This window comes from Candidatus Methylomirabilis limnetica, from assembly GCF_003044035.1.
Lineage (GTDB): Bacteria > Methylomirabilota > Methylomirabilia > Methylomirabilales > Methylomirabilaceae > Methylomirabilis > Methylomirabilis limnetica.
In genome coordinates this window covers 46,859-65,717 of record NZ_NVQC01000015.1, presented here as the reverse complement: position 1 = coordinate 65,717, position 18,859 = coordinate 46,859, and the positions used below count along the sequence as shown (strand labels likewise).

At 55.6% G+C, this 18,859-nt stretch carries 12 protein-coding genes, 8 tRNA genes and 3 rRNA genes; 21 read left to right on the top strand and 2 right to left on the bottom strand.

The genetic code is table 11. From position 1 onward, the window contains the following. Positions 1-2: 2 nt before the first annotated feature. The 4 genes from CLG94_RS03955 (at position 3) to CLG94_RS03940 (ending at position 3,283) form a co-directional block, all read left to right on the top strand. Positions 3-374 carry a gamma-butyrobetaine hydroxylase family protein gene (locus CLG94_RS03955; protein ID WP_107561578.1) on the top strand — a complete coding sequence of 124 codons (372 nt, stop codon included), beginning with the start codon at positions 3-5 and terminating at the stop codon, positions 372-374. Further along, the gene (locus CLG94_RS03950) at positions 371-1,411 is read left to right on the top strand and encodes an alcohol dehydrogenase catalytic domain-containing protein (RefSeq protein WP_107561577.1); all 1,041 of its coding nucleotides are present in this window, start codon (positions 371-373) and stop codon (positions 1,409-1,411) included. Before CLG94_RS03955 ends, CLG94_RS03950 begins: the two co-directional genes overlap by 4 nt. Then, positions 1,408-2,493 carry a zinc-dependent alcohol dehydrogenase gene (locus tag CLG94_RS03945; protein WP_107561576.1) on the top strand — a complete coding sequence of 362 codons (1,086 nt, stop codon included), beginning with the start codon at positions 1,408-1,410 and terminating at the stop codon, positions 2,491-2,493. Before CLG94_RS03950 ends, CLG94_RS03945 begins: the two co-directional genes overlap by 4 nt. 211 nt (positions 2,494-2,704) lie before the next feature. Continuing rightward, positions 2,705-3,283 carry a hypothetical protein gene (locus CLG94_RS03940; protein ID WP_133174631.1) on the top strand — a complete coding sequence of 193 codons (579 nt, stop codon included), beginning with the start codon at positions 2,705-2,707 and terminating at the stop codon, positions 3,281-3,283. Positions 3,284-3,428: 145 nt separating this feature from the next. On the opposite strand, the gene CLG94_RS03935 is transcribed toward CLG94_RS03940, so the two are convergent. Next, the gene (locus CLG94_RS03935) at positions 3,429-5,648 is read right to left on the bottom strand and encodes a penicillin-binding protein 1A (protein WP_107561574.1); all 2,220 of its coding nucleotides are present in this window, start codon (positions 5,646-5,648) and stop codon (positions 3,429-3,431) included. Positions 5,649-6,073: 425 nt separating this feature from the next. Between CLG94_RS03935 and tyrS the strand changes: the two genes are divergently transcribed. The 17 genes from tyrS (at position 6,074) to CLG94_RS03850 (ending at position 17,949) form a co-directional block, all read left to right on the top strand. Continuing rightward, positions 6,074-7,318 (top strand): tyrosine--tRNA ligase, encoded by a 1,245-nt coding sequence (gene tyrS / locus CLG94_RS03930; RefSeq protein ID WP_193450631.1) that lies wholly within the window; start codon positions 6,074-6,076, stop codon positions 7,316-7,318. Between the two features lie 239 nt (positions 7,319-7,557). After that, positions 7,558-9,118, top strand: a 16S ribosomal RNA gene (locus CLG94_RS03925). 159 nt (positions 9,119-9,277) lie between these two features. After that, positions 9,278-9,354: transfer RNA gene (locus tag CLG94_RS03920), tRNA-Ile, on the top strand. A 74-nt stretch (positions 9,355-9,428) separates the two neighbouring features. Then, positions 9,429-9,504, top strand: a tRNA-Ala gene (locus CLG94_RS03915). A 143-nt stretch (positions 9,505-9,647) separates the two neighbouring features. Further along, positions 9,648-12,673, top strand: a 23S ribosomal RNA gene (locus CLG94_RS03910). Positions 12,674-12,707: 34 nt separating this feature from the next. Beyond that, positions 12,708-13,028 (top strand): ComEA family DNA-binding protein, encoded by a 321-nt coding sequence (locus tag CLG94_RS03905; RefSeq protein WP_107561572.1) that lies wholly within the window; start codon positions 12,708-12,710, stop codon positions 13,026-13,028. A 70-nt stretch (positions 13,029-13,098) separates the two neighbouring features. Further along, positions 13,099-13,215: ribosomal RNA gene (gene rrf / locus CLG94_RS03900) — 5S ribosomal RNA — on the top strand. Together the 16S, 23S and 5S rRNA genes with 2 tRNA genes alongside form the textbook arrangement of a ribosomal RNA operon. A 235-nt stretch (positions 13,216-13,450) precedes the next feature. Continuing rightward, entirely contained in the window at positions 13,451-15,016 is a 1,566-nt protein-coding gene (locus CLG94_RS03895) for an N-acetylmuramoyl-L-alanine amidase (protein WP_333783538.1), read from the top strand. Between the two features lie 2 nt (positions 15,017-15,018). Further along, positions 15,019-15,588, top strand: a complete 570-nt coding sequence (locus CLG94_RS03890; protein ID WP_107561570.1) for a GerMN domain-containing protein — start codon at positions 15,019-15,021, stop codon at positions 15,586-15,588. 35 nt (positions 15,589-15,623) lie between these two features. Then, complete coding sequence (gene rph / locus CLG94_RS03885; RefSeq protein ID WP_133174630.1) at positions 15,624-16,364, top strand: ribonuclease PH; 741 nt, start codon at positions 15,624-15,626, stop codon at positions 16,362-16,364. Positions 16,365-16,400: 36 nt separating this feature from the next. Beyond that, on the top strand, positions 16,401-17,003 hold the full coding sequence (gene rdgB / locus CLG94_RS03880; RefSeq protein ID WP_107561568.1) for an RdgB/HAM1 family non-canonical purine NTP pyrophosphatase: 603 nt from the start codon (positions 16,401-16,403) through the stop codon (positions 17,001-17,003). A 48-nt stretch (positions 17,004-17,051) separates the two neighbouring features. Then, positions 17,052-17,128, top strand: a tRNA-Pro gene (locus CLG94_RS03875). A 103-nt stretch (positions 17,129-17,231) separates the two neighbouring features. Continuing rightward, positions 17,232-17,309: transfer RNA gene (locus CLG94_RS03870), tRNA-Arg, on the top strand. A 101-nt stretch (positions 17,310-17,410) separates the two neighbouring features. Beyond that, positions 17,411-17,485 (top strand) — tRNA-His (locus tag CLG94_RS03865). Positions 17,486-17,541: 56 nt separating this feature from the next. Beyond that, positions 17,542-17,618: transfer RNA gene (locus CLG94_RS03860), tRNA-Arg, on the top strand. Between the two features lie 93 nt (positions 17,619-17,711). Beyond that, positions 17,712-17,785, top strand: a tRNA-Arg gene (locus CLG94_RS03855). An 88-nt stretch (positions 17,786-17,873) separates the two neighbouring features. Continuing rightward, a tRNA-Lys gene (locus tag CLG94_RS03850) sits at positions 17,874-17,949 on the top strand. Positions 17,950-18,296: 347 nt separating this feature from the next. Here the strand turns inward: CLG94_RS03850 and CLG94_RS03845 are convergent. After that, complete coding sequence (locus tag CLG94_RS03845; protein WP_161954010.1) at positions 18,297-18,824, bottom strand: hypothetical protein; 528 nt, start codon at positions 18,822-18,824, stop codon at positions 18,297-18,299. Positions 18,825-18,859: the final 35 nt, after the last annotated feature.

The window sequence follows — 18,859 nt, the reverse complement described above, 5'->3', positions numbered from 1 at the left end:
CGATGATACCGACGCGATCGTCTGATCCAGCCGAGGTGATCGTTGAGCGGCAAGAGCGGGTCATGATTATTACATGGCGGGACGGCCATCGCAGCGTGTACTCGTTTGATGCTCTTCGGCGCGATTGCCCATGCGCCTCGTGCGATGACGCCAGGAGCAAGAGACTGAACGCCAGGAATCTCCAGGTTCTCAGCGGTCCAGTTTTGAAGCCCGGTGAGGTTCAGGTTACAGGCTCTCGCTCTGTGGGTTGGTATGCACTGAACTTTACCTGGAGCGATGGGCACGATACCGGTATCTATACGTATGACTTACTGCGGGCGAACTGCCCCTGCGAACAATGCTCCGACTCAACCTTATCTGGGGCCAGAGGATGAGAGCTATCCAGTTAGTGGGGCCTGGGATTGTCGAACTCGTAGAGCTGCCGATGCCCTCCATTGGGCCGGGGGAGCTGCTCCTGGAGATGAGGGTATGTGGTCTGTGCGGGTCTGATCTGGGTAAGATCTTTGGCGAGATGACGCTTGGACGGCCCGTCCCGCTGGGCCACGAGCTGGTTGGGGTAGTCAAGGCGGTTGGCGAAGGGGTGCAGCGATTTGCCATCGGCGATCGCCTTGCCGTTGCGCACCACGTCCCATGTGGCCGGTGCCGCTACTGTCTCCATGGCAGCGAGTCGATGTGCCCCCAGTTCAAGACGACCAATATAGATCCCGGCGGCTTCGCTGAGTTCGTCCGGATTCCAGCCCTACAGGTAGCGCAGACAGCCTTTGCACTTCCCGAGGAGATTTCTGACGAAGCAGGCATCTTTATGGAGCCATTGGCCTGCGCCGTGCGGGCGGTCAAACGATCCAATGTTCAGGTTGGCGATCAGATCGTGGTAGTCGGCGCCGGGTGCATGGGGCTGTTGGTCGCGCAGACCATCGCCGCGTTTGGCGCGAGGCCGATCTGTGTCGATCTTCGGGAGGAGCGCCTTGAGTTGGCTCGAACGCTTGGCGTTGAAACGACCCTGAATGTGGCCGGATCGGACCCGCTGATGGCGCTTCGTTCCGTCACGGAAACGGAAGGGGTCGATGGTGCTATCCTCACTGCGGTCAGCGCCACGATGTTAGAGGCGGTGATTAGCGTCCTGCGTGCCGGGGGGAAGATCAATATCTTTGCGGATGCAGGCGACGCCGGACGCATGGCGATCGATCTAAGCGCCTTCTACCGGCGGGAGCTATCCCTCACGGCAACCTATTCGGCCACGCCGGTGGAACTTGGCGAGGCGATCCAACTCCTGGCCTCCGGCCAAGTCCGGACCTTTCCTCTTATCAGCCATCGCTTTGACCTGAGCCGATTCGATGAGGGGGCGCGTTTGCAGCGCGGAGGGCAGGCCACGAAGGTCCTTTTCTTACCTGCCGGGGTAAGTACGGCGTGATCCCTGTGAATGTCCCGAGCCGAACGATGGTGGCGGCGGTGCTTCACGGTGCGGAAGATGTGCGCTTAGAGGAGGTACCGATTCCGCAACTTGGCCCAGAGGATCTCTTGGCCAGGGTCGAGGCTGCTTCCCTTGATTTCACGGATCGCAAGGTGTACCTGCGCGGATCGCACCCGATGATTGAGATCCCCGGGCTCTTCGGGCACGAGTGGGCCGGGGTCGTGGTGGCGCGAGGGGAGCAGGCTGATGCCAGGTGGCAGCCGGGAATGCGAGTAGTCGCAGCCAACTCGGCCCCCTGTACTGATCCGGTTCCGGCGGCCCGCTGTCGTGCTTGCCGGCGTTCTCGTCAGGGCATGTGCGAGCGACTCCTGTACAACAACGGCGCCTTTGCTCCCTACATTCGTATCCCTGGACGGATCGCGGAGGTGAACCTGTATGAGCTGCCCCCGCAGGTCCCCTTTGAGGAGGCAGCCCTCGCCGAGCCGCTCGCGTGCGTCATGCACGCCATCCGGCGCGTGCAGGTGTCCGATGGAGATCGTGTCGTGGTCGTGGGAGCCGGGCCGATCGGCCTGATGTTTATATCCGCTCTCCGTAACCGGTACGGGCAGGCCATTCGTCTCCTCAGCTTAGATCACCATGATGACCGTCTGGTTCTGGCAAGGAGCTTCGGCGCAGACGAGGCGCTGAATACTGCCGGAGGGTCGCTGATGGCAGGGGTGAGAGAGGCCTTCGGGGGAGGAGCGGAGAAGGCCGATGTTGTCATTGAGGCGGTGGGAAGTACGCAGGCGCACCAGGAAGCGTTTGAGCTGGTCGGTCGGGGTGGCACGCTGGTTCCATTCGGCGGAGTGGCTGAGGGTGCTCTCCTTTCTCTCGACCTGCATCGGTTGCATTACGAGGAGATTAGGATCTTCCCGATCTACCACCATACCCCTGGCGATTTCGCCAGCGCGGTCAACGCCATCGTTCGCCACGAGGTTCCAGTGGCCCGCCTCATCACTGCCCGCCTCCCACTCATGGAGCTGCCGAGAGCACTCGAGATGGTGCAGAATCGGACCACCCTTCGGACGATCCTGTTTTCATGATGTCGGCTTGGCGTCTGTGAAGGTCAAGGGGAGCACTGCCCTGTTTTACTCCACGCCGTAGACCGAGTCGGAAATAACGCGCAAGAAAACACGCAAAGGTATTGACAGGATTGGCTGATAGCGATAAGGATGTTACGGAGCGGCTTATCAATAGCGTGTTGGCACCCTCATAGGGAACGTGCTCGCCAGCATGGTGAAGAGACTGGGGAAGATGACTAAAGGTATGAGAACAATCCCGCTGGCCTCGTTGTCGAGCGTTACGCGCGCGAGACGGTCAGACGTACCGGTTCGTATGAGTCAGCGTGAGCCGATCCAGGGTCGGGTCACAGCGGCTTCACCGAAGCTGCGCTTTCACCATTATCGGGGCGTCCAGTGGATTCCGGCAGGAGGGCCGATGGCAGAGGCCTATGCCCCCGTTGTCGTTCATGACGATTGCCAGGGTTGCCTGGTGTGCACTCGCACCACCGAGTGGTTTATGGAGTTTGCGCGACTGGCTTGTCGCCTCACGGGGATCAACCTTCGCGACTGCCTTCACTGGGGCCATCTGTTCGACAATCCAAAGCCGTTGATTGTTCCCACCTCCAACCTGCTCGGTTGTAACAAGAAAACTCTGGCGGGGCTGCGTGAGAGCTATTTCAGCCTCAGTGAGGTCTCTCGTCCTCCCCTTTGGGATCTCTGGCCATCAGATCAGGCCCTTTCACAAAGCGAGCGGTTTGAAGACCGATTGACCATTGTGAGCAGGATGGTGGAGCTTTGGGAGGACGGGCAGTACATCGGCTGGCCAAGTTAGTTCCGCAAAAAATAGCGTTCAGCAATCAGCGGTCAGCTTCAGATAATGCGGGGGACGCAGAAAAACTGATCGCTGGCTGCTTCCCAATTGTAGGTCGGGTTAGCGTAGCGTAACCCGACACCACTCGGCTGACTTCATGGAAGTTTTACTTGAGGAAAAACTCCTGGATAGCGTCTTTGTCGTCGAGGGTAGTGGGGCGTCCAGAGGAGTAGTTCACCACTACTGAGGCCACGTTCTCCGGCACGGGGAACTCTTCTGATGGGGTATCCTTAAGGACTTGTTGCATGAAGCGAGTCCAGATGGGAACGGCAAGGGTGGCGCTCGTTTCGTGCCGGCCAAGTGATCGCTTGGTATCATAGCCAATCCAGACCCCCGCCACAAGGTTGGGCGTATACCCGATGAACCAGGCATCGGTCGCTTCCTGAGTGGTCCCGGTCTTACCTGCGACAGGTCTTCCCAGTACGCGCGCTCGAGACCCAGTCCCTCTCTCGACGACACCCTTTAAGACGTTGGTCAAAATGAATGCCGTCTCCTCCCTCATCGTCCGCTGACTCACCGGGACGTACTCTTCCAGGGGTGCCCCCTTGTTGTCCACCACCTTCCTGATGCTGTATGGCAGAAACCGGATTCCTGAATGCGCAAAGACACCGAATGCCGAGACCATCTCCGATAATGTAACCTCCGAGACGCCGAGAGCCAGGGCATATTCCCTCCGTAGCGTGCTCTCGATTCCTAGATCATGGGCCAGCGTGATGACCGGATCGACTCCAATCCGCTCGATAAGCTTCACCGCGACGACGTTGGTGGAGTGTTCGAGTCCGTATCGTAATGTAGTCGGGCCGCGGAACTTCCGGTCATAGTTTTCCGGCTTCCATTCGATTCGTTTGCCGTCCACAAGGAACGGGAAGCTTACGGGGGCGTCATTAATGATTGTGGAAGGGGTGAAGCCGCGATCAAAGGCAGCGGCGTAGATAAACGGTTTGAAGGCTGAGCCGGGCTGTCGCCTGGCCTGCGTCGCACGGTTGAATTTGGATCGCTCGAAGTCGTACCCGCCTATCATCGCCTTGATGCCGCCGTCCCTCGGATCCAGGGCGAGGAAAGCGCCCTCGATCTCGGGATCTTGTTCGAGATTCAGATCGAGAGTCTTTTTTCGCTTGTTGACGCTGACAACCTGAACCTTCACCTCCATACCGATCTGAAGCTGTTGGTGCGGTTGCGAGGCGTTGAGCCATGGTACCTTGTCAAGGGCAATGTCACCTTGATACCCGCCGACTTGAACTATGATCGCTCTTGGCAGAATCTTCGTGACTGTTGCGCTGAGAGTCTCCCCTACCTTCGGGATCAGGTACGAGAGGGGGGACTTGCCGGAATCGTGTGCGGTCAAGGATCGTGTGCGAGGAAGACGAAAGCCTTTGGCCTTGTCGATCCCCCTCAGTCCTTCTATCAGAGCCGACTCGGCGCTCCGTTGCGTGTCGATGTTCAGTGTGGTGTAGACCTTCAGGCCGCCATGGTATACGGCGTATGTACCGTATTTCTCTTCCAGTTGCTGACGGATGTACTCGACGAAGTAGGGGCCGAGGTTTCGAGTTTTCTCGAACGAAAATTCGTCGAAGGTGACGGTGAAAGCGGAAGCGGCCTGCTCATTGGTGATGAATCCTCGCTCAGTCATCCGGGCCAACACATGGTCTCGGCGACGTATGGCCCGTTCCTTATCGGTGATGGGAGAGTAGTAGTTAGGCGCCCGTGGCAGCCCGGCTAGGGTTGCAGCCTCGGCGATGTTAAGCTGATCCACCGACTTTTTGAAGTAGGTTTGGGCGGCAGACTCCACCCCATAGGCGCCATGTCCGAAGTAGATCTGGTTGAGATAGAGTTCAAGGATCTTCTCTTTAGAGTACCGTTTCTCGATTTCAACCGCCAGGAGGGCCTCCTTGACTTTCCTGGAAAGGTTTTTCTCCGGAGTCAGGAGCAGTATCTTAGTCAACTGCTGTGTGATGGAGCTGCCCCCCTCAACGGGGCGCATAGCCCGGAGATTCACCAGAAACGCTCTGGCGAGGCCTCGGAAATTAATCCCATGATGCTCGTAGAACTGAGCATCCTCGACCGCGATAATTCCATTGATCAGATGGCGAGAGATATTGTCCAGCGGAACCCAGGAACGTTTCTGCTCGAAGAAGGTGGCAAAAGGTTCATCGTGATCTGAATAGAGTGTGGTCACGAGGCTGGGCTGATACTCCTCAAGCGCGTCAAGCGTCGGGAGGTCCTGGAGGTACGTGACCAATAGGCCCCCGACGACTCCTAGCGATATGGCCATCAGCAGCAGGAAGGACCAGAGCAGCGCAACGATAGCTCGGGGTGGTCGTCGCATAGGCTATACCTCTAGACTTCTGGCATCGGCAAGGGTAATCACTTATACGACGCTCAATATACTAACCATAGCAGCCACCACTATAGCAGAGGGGTTGGACCCCCACAAGCCTCGCCAGCCCTCGCTGTAACTACTTAGGCGTTTAGGCTGAAGGCTGTAGGCTGAAGGCTCTAAATTATCTCACAAAGCACACATCAAGCCATTCAAGACCTTTCCGATTTCTACGACCTTTGGTTCTATCAGAGGGGACTCCTCATAGGCCAACAAGTCCACACGCTTCGACGCTCTGCGACGTCATCGCTTTACCCTTAACAGCCTTCAGCCTATCCACCTGAGTAGAGACCACGAGGAAGAGGAGTTTGGGATTGCAGCGAACGATCCATTGTGCTAAAAAGGCATCCACCAACCTGGCGGAGAAACTACAGATGGACGATGTGAAAGCGCGAGCCTATGAGCAACTTCGTGTCCTCCGGCGAGGCGCGGTGGAGATCATTTCCGAGGAAGAGCTGCTCGGGAAGTTAGAGCGCTCACTGCGGACGGGCGTCCCGCTGCGCGTCAAGCTCGGCGCCGACCCCTCAGCGCCTGACCTACACCTTGGTCACACGGTCGTACTGAGAAAACTGCGCCAGTTTCAGGATCTTGGCCATCAGGTGATCTTCCTGATTGGCGATTTCACCGGGATGATCGGCGACCCGACTGGCAGATCAGAGACTCGCAAGCCGCTGAGCGTTGAGGAGATTCAGGCCAACGCGGAAACCTATAAGAGGCAGATCTTTCAGATCCTCGATCAAGGCCGAACGGAGATCCGTTTCAACAGTGAATGGCTGAGTCGAATGGACTTTGCCCACGTGATCCGCCTGGCGGCGCAGTACACGGTTGCTCGGATCCTGGAACGGGACGATTTTCAAAAGCGCTACCGGGAGGGGCGACCAATTGGCGTCCATGAGTTCCTCTACCCGCTGGCTCAAGGGCATGACTCCGTGGTACTCAGGGCCGATGTCGAGTTGGGTGGTACCGATCAAAAGTTTAACCTCCTTGTGGGACGGGAGCTGCAGCGGGATCATGGCCAGGAGCCTCAGGTTGCGATCATCACGCCCCTGCTTGAAGGAACCGATGGGGTTCAAAAGATGAGCAAGAGCCTCGGCAACTACATTGGGATTGAAGAGCCAGCCAAGGAGGTATACGGGAAGACGATGTCGATTCCTGATGCGCTCATTGTGAAATATGCCGAGCTGGTGGCCGGAATGTCGCCGGAGGCTATAGCGGCAATGGATGAGGGGCTAAAGCTTGGCACGCTTCATCCCAGGACAGCTAAAGCAGAGGTGGCCAGGAAGCTGGTTGCGCTCTATCATGGAGAGAGGGCTGGCGAGGAGGCGACTCGCGAGTTCGATCGAATATTCAGAGAAAAGGGGCTACCGGACAACATCAATGTGTTCATAGTAGATGAGATATCCGCCGTTGATGTCGTGTGGTTGATTAAGGAATCAGGGGGGGCGAGGAGCCTCTCAGACGCTAGGCGGCTCATCCGTCAGGGTGGCGTCAGCCTTGATGGGGAAGTCGTACGGGATGAACATGCGAAGATCTCGATAGATCAGGAACACTTGCTGAGAGTGGGAAAGCGATTTTTTCGGAAGGTTAAAAAGAACGCTCAACCACTAAATAACACTTGACAGCTATAGGGTAGTTGCTGTATCTTCCAAATCGTGATTGTCGCTGTATGCCATTGACACTTGCGGCTCGATGACTTACATTAGATACGAGCTAGATGAGTGGCAATGGCGGAATGCCTTGATGCTTGCTCTTTGACAATAGAATATTGTTGCTACTGACTTGATGGCGAATGAATTCAGCCAGAGTGGGTGACTCGGTAACGGGAAACCTGCTTGTAGGCTACTACTATGTACGTTCCAATTTGGAGAGTTTGATCCTGGCTCAGAACGAACGCTGGCGGCGTGCCTAACACATGCAAGTCGAGCGAGAAAGTCCCGGCAACGGGATGAGTAAAGCGGCAAACGGGTGAGTAACGCGTGGGTAATCTACCCTACGGATCGGGATAACCTGCCGAAAGGTGGACTAATACCGGATGATGTTCTTGCGGTGATTCCGTGGGAACCAAAGGGGGCGAGCGTAAGCAGCTCTCACCGAAGGAGGAGCCTGCGTCCGATTAGCTAGTTGGTGGGGTAATGGCCTACCAAGGCGACGATCGGTAGCCGGCCTGAGAGGGCGATCGGCCACACTGGAACTGAGACACGGTCCAGACTCCTACGGGAGGCAGCAGTGGGGAATATTGCGCAATGGGCGAAAGCCTGACGCAGCGACGCCGCGTGGGTGATGAAGGCCTTCGGGTCGTAAAGCCCTGTCTGGTGGAACGAAACGCCTGGCGGCCAATACCCGCTGGGTTTGACGGTACCACCGAAGGAAGCCCCGGCTAACTACGTGCCAGCAGCCGCGGTAAGACGTAGGGGGCGAGCGTTGTTCGGATTTACTGGGCGTAAAGCGCGCGTAGGCGGCCAGATAAGTCGGGTGTGAAAGCCCTCGGCTCAACCGAGGTTCCGCATCCGATACTGCTTGGCTGGAGTCTAGGAGAGGAGAGCGGAATTCCCAGTGTAGCGGTGAAATGCGTAGATATTGGGAGGAACACCCGTGGCGAAGGCGGCTCTCTGGACTAGTACTGACGCTGAGGCGCGAAAGCTAGGGGAGCGAACGGGATTAGATACCCCGGTAGTCCTAGCCGTAAACGATGGGCACTAGGTGTGGGAGGTATTGACCCCTTCCGCGCCGAAGCTAACGCATTAAGTGCCCCGCCTGGGGAGTACGGCCGCAAGGCTAAAACTCAAAGGAATTGACGGGGGCCCGCACAAGCGGTGGAGCATGTGGTTCAATTCGACGCAACGCGAAGAACCTTACCAGGGCTTGACATCCCACGAACCTGCCTGAAAGGGCGGGGTGCCCGCAAGGGAGCGTGGAGACAGGTGGTGCATGGCTGTCGTCAGCTCGTGTCGTGAGATGTTGGGTTAAGTCCCGCAACGAGCGCAACCCTCACCCCTAGTTGCCACCGGGTAATGCCGAGCACTCGAGGGGAACTGCCAGCGTCAAGCTGGAGGAAGGCGGGGATGACGTCAAGTCATCATGCCCCTTACGTCCTGGGCTACACACGTGCTACAATGGCCGGTACAAAGGGATGCGAGACCGCGAGGTGGAGCCAATCCCAAAAAGCTGGTCTAAGTTCGGATTGCAGTCTGCAACTCGACTGCATGAAGTAGGAATCGCTAGTAATCGCGCATCAGCACGGCGCGGTGAATACGTTCCCGGGCCTTGTACACACCGCCCGTCACACCACGAAAGCTGGCTGTACTCGAAGTCGCTGAGCCAACCCGCAAGGGAGGCAGGCGCCGAAGGTATGGTTAGTGATTGGGGTGAAGTCGTAACAAGGTAGCCGTACGGGAACGTGCGGCTGGATCACCTCCTTTCTAAGGAGTACCATTAATCTCCTAGGTCAATTTACCCCAGGTCGGTAGCAACAATATTTTTTCTTTTTCTATAGGAGAGTCCGAGGTGCGATCGATAAGTTGGTGATATCGGTGGCGTCTTGGGGTCTTGTATAGTGTTTACTTTGTGTTTTGTCGAAGGGGCCTTTAGCTCAGCTGGTTAGAGCGCACGCTTGATAAGCGTGAGGTCTCTGGTTCGATCCCAGGAAGGCCCACCATTCCATTTCGGATAGCGGAATTATTATTTTGAGCAACGTTCGGTATCGTTTATCCGATATCCGCAGTGCGTGTGGGGGATGTAGCTCAGTCGGGAGAGCACCTGCTTTGCAAGCAGGGGGTCAGCGGTTCGATTCCGCTCATCTCCACCAAGTGGGAACTTCGGGAACTTATTGCACATAGCAAAAGCTAGTTTGAATTAGTTAACGCGAGCATAGCTCGCGGTGCTCTTTGACAATTGAATAAACGATCCGTGTCTCCAATGAATACAGACCTCGAGTTAGGTAATAATTGGGGTCAAGCTAGTAAGAGTGTACGGTGGATGCCTTGGCATCAGCAGGCGATGAAGGGCGTGGTAAGCTGCGATAAGCCTCGGGTAGTCGCATACAGACGTTAATCCGAGGATGCCCGAATGGGGAAACCCGATCCGAGTAATGTCGGATCATCGCTGGGTGAATACATAGCCCAGCGAAGCTAACCGGGGGAACTGAAACATCTCAGTACCTCGAGGAAAAGAAAGCAACCGCGATTCCCTGAGTAGCGGCGAGCGAAACGGGAATAGCCCAAACCAATAACGTGTGATAGCCCGTGTGCGTTGCGTTATTGGGGTCGTGGGGTCCTGTCTGGCTCTAATACGGTAGAGCCGAAGAGTTACAAATCTCATTCCTAATTGAACGATCTGGAAAGGTCGGCCATAGAAGGTGATAGCCCTGTAGAATAAAGGGATGAGACTCTTTGTGCAGGAAACCCAAGTACCACAAGACACGTGGAATCTTGTGGGAATTCGGGGGGACCGCCCTCCAAGGCTAAACACTTGCTGATGACCGATAGTGAACCAGTACCGTGAGGGAAAGGTGAAAAGCACCCCTGTTAGGGGAGTGAAATAGTACCTGAAACCGTACACTTACAAGCAGTCGGAGGGCTATGCTCACCGCAAGGTGAGAATGCCTGACGGCGTGCCTTTTGTTTAATGAGCCGGCGAGTTACTTGTACGCAGCGAGGTTAAGCCGCAAGGCGGAGCCGTAGCGAAAGCGAGTCCGAATAGGGCGTTTTAGTTGCGTGCAGTAGACCCGAAGCCAGGTGAGCTACCCCTGGCCAGAGTGAAGTGCCGGTAACACGGCATGGAGGCTCGAACTCATCACGGTTGAAAACGTGTGGGATGAGCTGGGGGTAGGAGTGAAAGGCCAATCAAACCTGGAAATAGCTGGTTCTCCCCGAAATAGCTTTAGGGCTAGCCTCGCAACGTAAGTGACGGAGGTAGAGCACTGATTGAGCTAGGGCTCCTACAAGGGTACCAAACTCTATCAAACTCCGAATGCCGTCAACTGGAATTGCGGGAGTCAGACTGTGGGGGCTAAGCTCCATGGTCGAGAGGGAAACAGCCCAGACCACCAGCTAAGGTCCCAAAATACAGGCTAAGTGGGAAAGGTTGTCAGGTTGCGTAAACAACCAGGAGGTTGGCTTAGAGGCAGCCATCCTTTAAAGAGTGCGTAATAGCTCACTGGTCAAGCGATCTGGCGCCGATAATGTAACGGGGCTCAAGCCTGTTACCGACGCTGTGGGATACTGTTCGCTTCGGCGAATGGGATCGGTAGGGGAGCATTCTGCAGTCAGTGAAGCTGGACGGTAACGACCGGTGGAGAGTGCAGAAGAGATTATGCCGGCCTGAGTAACGATAAACTAGGTGAAAAACCTAGTCGCCGTAAGTCTAAGGTTTCCTGGGGAAGGTTAATCCGCCCAGGGTTAGTCGGTTCCTAAGCTGAGGCCCAAGGGCGTAGGCGAAGGGCAACAGGTTAATATTCCTGTACCGTCTAGCGACGATAAAGACGCGATGGGGGGACGCAGGAGGGTAGGCCATGCTCGTGTTGGAATACGAGCTCTAAGCCGGTAGGGGGTCCTGACAGGCAAATCCGTCGGGGCATTAACTCCGAGAGGTGATGGGGAGGCCGCAAGGCCACAACTGGTTAATCCCATGCTGCCAAGAAAAGCCTCTAGCGAGTCGTTAGGCGACCGTACCGCAAACCGACTCAGGTAGACAGGGAGAGAATCCCAAGGCGCTCGAGAGAACACTCGCTAAGGAACTCGGCAAAATAGCCCCGTAACTTCGGGAGAAGGGGTACCATACCAACGTGAGCAGGTTTACCCTGCAGAGCGGTGGGAGGTCGCAGTGAAATGGGTCAAGCGACTGTTTACTAAAAACACAGGTCCGTGCGAAGCCGAAAGGCGATGTATACGGACTGACGCCTGCCCGGTGCCGGACGGTTAACAGGAGGGGTTATCTGCCGCAAGGTGGAAAAGCTCTGAATCGAAGCCCCGGTAAACGGCGGCCGTAACTATAACGGTCCTAAGGTAGCGAAATTCCTTGTCGGGTAAGTTCCGACCTGCACGAATGGCGTAACGACTTGACCGCTGTCTCGGCGAGTGGCTCGGTGAAATTGTAGTACCGGTGAAGATGCCGGTTACCCGCAGCTAGACGGAAAGACCCCGTGAACCTTTACTGTAGCCTGATATTGAATCTTGGTGCAGCATGTGTAGGATAGGTGGGAGGCTGTGAAGCGGGGGCGCAAGCTTTCGTGGAGCCATCCTTGAAATACCACCCTTGCTCTACTGTGGTTCTAACCTAGACCTGTGAAGCCAGGTCGGAGACAATGTCAGGTGGGCAGTTTGACTGGGGCGGTCGCCTCCTAAAGTGTAACGGAGGCGCCCTAAGGTTCCCTCAGCACGGTCGGCAATCGTGCGTTGAGTGCAAAGGCATAAGGGAGCTTAACTGCGAGACCTACAAGTCAAGCAGGTGCGAAAGCAGGGCTTAGTGATCCGGTGGTCCCGAGTGGAAGGGCCATCGCTCAACGGATAAAAGGTACTCCGGGGATAACAGGCTTATCTCCCCCAAGAGTCCACATCGACGGGGAGGTTTGGCACCTCGATGTCGGCTCATCGCATCCTGGGGCTGAAGCAGGTCCCAAGGGTTGGGCTGTTCGCCCATTAAAGCGGTACGCGAGCTGGGTTTAGAACGTCGTGAGACAGTTCGGTCCCTATCTGCTGCGGGCGCAGGAGATTTGCGGGGATCTGTCCCTAGTACGAGAGGACCGGGATGGACGAACCTCTAGTGTGCCAGTTGTTCTGCCAAGGGCATCGCTGGGTAGCTATGTTCGGAAGGGATAAACGCTGAAAGCATCTAAGTGCGAAGCCCACCCCAAGATGAGATCTCCCGGGCGCAAGCTCCTAAAGACCCCTTGTAGATCACAAGGTTGATAGGCCAGATGTGTAAGCGCAGGAATGCGTTCAGCTTACTGGTACTAATAGGTCGTGAGGCTTGACCCCAATTATTTCTTAACTCTATTCTGGATTCCTGGTGATGAAACGGATCGCTTGTGTGGTCATATGCATTATCGTGGCGATAGGCCTCGCGGCTTTTGGCGTAGGGTCTGAACCCACTAGGCATACAACGCCCAAAGAGATCACTGCCACTAGCAAGTCAACACTGCGTAAGACTGATCTGAATGCAGCGACAGTTCGAGAGCTTTCGAAGCTTCCTGGTATTGGGAAAGAAGCAGCCGAGCGAATCGTTCGACACCGACCATATCGTAAGCTTGACCAAGTGATTGGTAAGAAGGTGCTGGGACGCAAACAATTCGCTAGAATTAAGGATAGAATTTGGGTTAGTTCAGTCCCATAGATCAGTATTGAGAAGCAATGTGTTGACTCGACGATAAGTTATAAGAACTCGGAAAACTTCTTGCAAGGTTCCTGGTGGCTATAGCGGAGGGGAAACACCCGTTCCCATCCCGAACACGGAAGTGAAGTCCTCCAGCGCCGATGGTACTACGTGGGCAACTGCGTGGGAGAGTAGGTCGCCGCCAGGAGCATTTTAAAAAGCTCACACGTAACATTACGTGTGAGCTTTTTGTCTTTCCGGGTTGGCCCTATGCGTTTCACAACACCGGGACGCAGGGGCATAATTCCTTTCAGAGGATGTTCGAACTTGCTGGTGCGCTGCTGTAGGATGAGAGAACTGACTTGAGCTTGAAGAGGCGAATTCAAGTATCTTCGGCAAAGCGAGCCGTATTAATTTGGGCTATAGTGATTGCGGCTACGCGCATGTCCTCTGTTGAGGCGGCCCAGGTAAGGCTATATCTCGAGAAGGAATCCATAGCCCTTGCATTAGTAAGGGTTTACGGTGCTGAATATGTGTCGCTAGCGGGTCTTGCGAGGGCCGTAGGAAAGCCTGTGGAGCAAGTGCGAAAGCAGCGAAGCTATCGAATTCAGCTTGGGAATTCCTCTCTTTTAGTCACAGTCGGTTCTTCCGAAGTTCGAGTTGGAAAAACCGTCGTCCCGCTCTCGCTGCCGCCTCGGATGTTCGGAGGGAAAGTGATCGTTCCACTCGAGCTCCTGCCAATTGCGCTGAGCGCACGATATGGTGAAAGCCGAGTCAACTGGGATCCTGAGGCGCGGGTGGCTAGGATCGACGAAATAGTGTACTCGCTGCGCGCCTTGCGATTTCGTACATATCCGGATCATACCCGAGTTGTCCTGGAAGGCACGCGACCACACGATTTCGTCCTTGTTGAGGATGGCGTATCAGGACGAGTTGTTCTGGAGGTAAAGCGCTCGGTCGCAAGCCCCGTAATCCAATCCAGCCAGGTCTCCGATGGGCTTGTGTCCTCAATTGAAACTCGGCAGATTGGTCGTGATAGTCAGATCACGATCCATGGGGCAGGGCGCCGTTTGTGGAGCAAGGTATTCGCTGTGGAGAGCCCTGACCGGATTGTAGTCGATCTCTTTCCACGCGAAGGGCTGGAGCTGAATTCGCGACAAACCGATACCGCGACGAAAACGCCATCTGGACGAGTAGGCCACCCAAAACCCATTACTCGAGATGTCGAGCCGGCTGAGCCGTCCGGCGTATTGCCGCCGGAACACATCGTTAAGACAGTGGTGATCGATCCCGGCCATGGAGGAAGAGATCCTGGTGCGATCGGCCAGTCGGGAGTGAAGGAGAAAGATATTACCCTTGATATCGGTCTCAGGTTACAGCGATTGATTGAAGAGAGTCTTGGGTTGAAGGTCATCATGACTCGGACGGAGGATGTCTTTGTCCCGCTTGAGAGACGGACAATGATCGCCAATCGACACCGAGCAGATTTTTTCGTCAGTTTGCACGTCAACGCAGCTCCCAGGAGTCTTGCTGTCGGTGTAGAAACCTATTTCTTGAGCCGTGAACCATCCGATCTGGGCGCAAAGGCTTCTGCCGTCAGAGAAAATACCGCCCTCAACCTCGAGGGCGTCGGCCAGGATGCGCAGCGAGGCTTGAAAAGCGTCCTTTGGGATCTAACCCAAACGTTCTACGTCAGGGAATCCAGTGAGTTAGCAGAACTGCTCCTGAACGAACTCGGGCAGAGTCTCAGGGTAGACAATCGCGGGGTGAAGTCGGCACCCTTCTTCGTTCTAATCGGGGCTGCGATGCCGTCGGTCCTCGTAGAGGTGGCCTTTATCACGAACCTGCAGGAAGAGCAAAAACTTAATCAAGAGGCGTATCGACAACAGATCGCTGAGGCCCTGCTGGCCGGCATCGGCCAGTTTAAGGCAAGATATGAAAAACGGGTAGGTGCGATGTCTGTGCCTTCACCTATCAGCCTTCAGTCTTCAGCCTTCAGCCTCAAATAACAATGCGCAACCTCAAGACTGCGACCGTATCCATCGCTTTGCTGGTGGTGATCGTCGGTGCGATCGCTCTTTGGAACAACGAATCGGTCACGGTGAACAGACCCGCTGTCCAACGTACCGCCTCAGAGCCGATGAAGCCGACGTTTGAAAATGGGAGAAAAAACGTAGCGCTCTTCTTTTTAACCAGTGACGGCAACTCGTTCCACGAGGAGACCAGAGAGATTGGAGGTGGAACGACGACGACAGAAGAGGCCAAGCGAACCTTGGCTGAGCTCGTAAATGGGCCGAAGGGTGGTGATCTGGCACCGACGGTCCCTCGGGATGCCCAGCTTCTCAATCTGTTTATTGATTCATCCGGGACTGCGTACGTCGATTTCAATAGGAGGTTACGGGATCGTCTGCCTGGAGGCGCTCAAGGGGAACTCTACACCGTCTTCTCTATTGTGAATACCCTCGCCTCGAACTTCGTCCAGATCACGCGTGTGCAGATCCTTGTGGAGGGGGCGGAGATTTCAACATTGGCAGGACATGTTAATACACGAATGGCTTTATCTCCACAGTACGTCTTTTGAGATTGCTGGTGGGAGATCAGGCGAAAGGAGAGACTGTGAGGATTGATGGTCGGAAGATGGACGAGAATAGGCCGGTAAAGGTGGACCGCGGCTTCCTCAAGTATGCTGAAGGGTCACTGCTCATTGAGGTTGGTGAGACCAAAGTTCTCTGCACGGCCACGGTAGAGGAAAAGGTTCCGCTGTTCCTGCGTGGAACCGGGCAGGGGTGGGTTACTGCGGAATATGGGATGCTCCCCCGCTCTACCAAGACGAGGATACCTCGGGAATCGGCAACCGGGAGGGCTAGCGGCCGAACATTCGAGATCCAGCGCCTCATCGGTCGGTCGCTACGGGCGGTGATCGATTTGACGCGATTGGGGGAGCGGACAGTGCTGGTCGATTGTGACGTGATTCAGGCTGACGGAGGGACTCGAACCACCGCTATCACAGGGGCCTTTGTGGCAATGGTAGATGCGCTCTCTCGGCTTAAAGAGAACGGCCAGATCAAGAGGCCACTCCTGAAAGATTTCGTGGCTGGTGTGAGCGTCGGGTATGTGGATGGAGAGCTCTTGCTGGACCTCAACTATGCCGAAGACTCCATGGCAGAGGTTGATATGAATGTGGTGATGACAGGCTCCGGAAAGTTCGTCGAGATCCAAGGGACCGCCGAGGAGGTTCCCTTCGACAAGGCCCAGTTAGACCAGATGCTCCACCTGGCGACGCAAGGCATCGACAGGCTCGTTGATCTTCAACGCCAACTTTTGGGATCTGATCTCAACAGCCTGAAGACGGCCTAAAGATGTAGCTTGACATCGGGGGGCGAGGTTTCTAGAATGCAGGTGGTGTTGGCTACGGCAAACGTAGGAAAGCTTCAGGAAATCATAGCCATCCTCAGCGATCTGAGGATTTCTTTTTTGTCGCTCGCCTCGCTTCACGGGTATATTCCGTCGGTCGAGTCCGGCGTTACGTACGCGGAGAACGCCGCTGCCAAGGCAAAGGCAGCCGCAGAGTTCAGCGGTTACTGGGCTCTCGCGGATGATTCCGGTATCGAGGTAGACGCTCTCGGAGGGCAGCCCGGGGTTCACTCTGGCCGCTATCTCTGTGTGACAGCCACTGATCAAGAGCGTAATCAGCGCATCCTTGAGTTACTGGATGGGATGCCTCTCCAGCGGCGGGGGGCGCATTTTCAGTGTGGGGTGGCCGTGGCCGGACCAGGAGGAGAGTTGTCTATCTTTCATGGGAGTTGTTACGGGAGCATCGCTGAGGCTCCCTACGGCAATAGTGGGTTTGGCTACGATCCTATTTTTATCGTCCCTGACTTTGGCGTAACGATGGCCGCGCTTCCACCGGACGTCAAGAATGGAATCAGCCATCGTGCGCGTGCCATCGAGAAAACAAAACCGTTGTTACGGCGCCTCTCGCTTACTGCGGCTTAAGCCGATCGAAGGTTGATGTCGGCGGCTGGAGTTGGGAAAGATGGATGACGGGGCGTGGCGCAGCCTGGTAGCGCACCTGCTTTGGGAGCAGGGAGTCGGAGGTTCAAATCCTCTCGCCCCGACCACGAAATGGGGTTTAGGGTAGAAGGTCTAGGGTGTAGGGACGAGACGGGATTGCTGCGGAGTACCTTTACATCCTATACCCTAAACGCTATACCCTGGTCTTGCGCGCCTGTAGCTCAGCCCGGATAGAGCAACGGCCTCCGAAGCCGTGGGCCGCCCGTTCAAATCGGGCCAGGCGCACCACGAAATAGGGTTTAGGGTAGAGGGTCTAGGGTGTAGGGATTGAGGCGGTGGGTTAGAATGGGTTCCGTTTTCTATACCCTATACCCTGTGCGGTTCGTATGGTGAGCGTAGCTCAATGGCAGAGCACTGGACTGTGGCTCCAGGGGTTGAGGGTTCGAGTCCCTTCGTTCACCCCATAAAAAAGGGTTTAGGGTCAAGAGTAGAGGGTCTAACCCCTATACCCTGTTCTCTTGCGCCCATAGCTCAGCTGGATAGAGCGCCGGACTTCGAATCCGTAGGTCGGGAGTTCGAATCTCCCTGGGCGCACCACGATAACAGCCATCAGCCATCAGCGTTCAGGAAAGATTAGGAGATGCTTTGCGCGCCTCGCTGAAAGCTGATTGCTGATGACTACTTGAGGAGGCGCCCATAGCTCAGCCGGATAGAGCGGCTGCCTTCTAAGCAGTAGGTCGGGAGTTCGAGTCTCCCTGGGCGCACTAGTATGAGAGCTATCAGCCATCAGGAAGAATCCGGGGGTGTTTACCGTAACTTGCTGATGGCTAATCGCTAATCGCTGTTTTTGTGGGGCCGTTAGCTCAGTTGGTAGAGCAGCTGACTCTTAATCAGCGGGTCGTTGGTTCAATTCCAACACGGCCCACCACCTATTCCGTAAGTGCTGATAAATGCAAGAGTTCCAATTGACCTCGCATAGTTGCCACCGGTAATGCGATAATGTACCGAAAGCGGTAACGAAAAGTGTACCACCCTGAAGGTAAAGTGGTATCCCTTCTTTTAAGAGAAAGGAGGGTAGGCCAATGATCTCCAGGGAGGCTTTTCTGGACATTGTTTTATTCGATTCAGGCTAAGCCCTGCGACGGGACGCGTCCGCGCTTCGGTGTGAGGCGAACGCGAAATTCCTCATGAAGAGCGCCCTTTTCTCCTACCCAAAGCCAATGAAGGAAAAGCGCAGGACCCACCGAGGCGGTCGCCAGGCAGCAAACCCTGTCCCTACTTAAAGGCGTAGTTTATGTAGACGTGGTACGTCATGAGCAGCAACAACGCCATAGACAATCCGACATGGGCACTTATCCACACCGGCCTGTACCAAGGCTTGTAGATTGTGACGATTTGGAGATTGAACAGGCCGGTGAGGAAGATAAGTAACAACGTCAGGCTGAAGATCTGCTGATAGCCGTAGCCTAAGGTTTGGGAATGGAAGAAGAAAACCAAAGGGAGCAGGGTGCCGAACAGTTTATGGCGACCCATCATAGTCTCGAAATTGTGCTGCCCCCCCTGGGCACGCGTCACAGAAAAGCGCCATTGATAAAGGACACACGCAAGCAATCCGAGGCCTGTAGCGAGCTTATACGTCTTGGTGCCTTGCAGTTCGGTCAACAAGGTCCACCGCCACCCGGTTGATTGCTGGACAATCAAGGCCGTCAATAGAAACAGACCTACCCCAAAATACCCCCTGACGGACGCGCCTGGCTTGAAGGCGACTGGCAGCGACGATTTAAGACGGATGAAGTCTTGCATGGAGACTAAGCCTTTAAGGGGTGATGACATGGGAG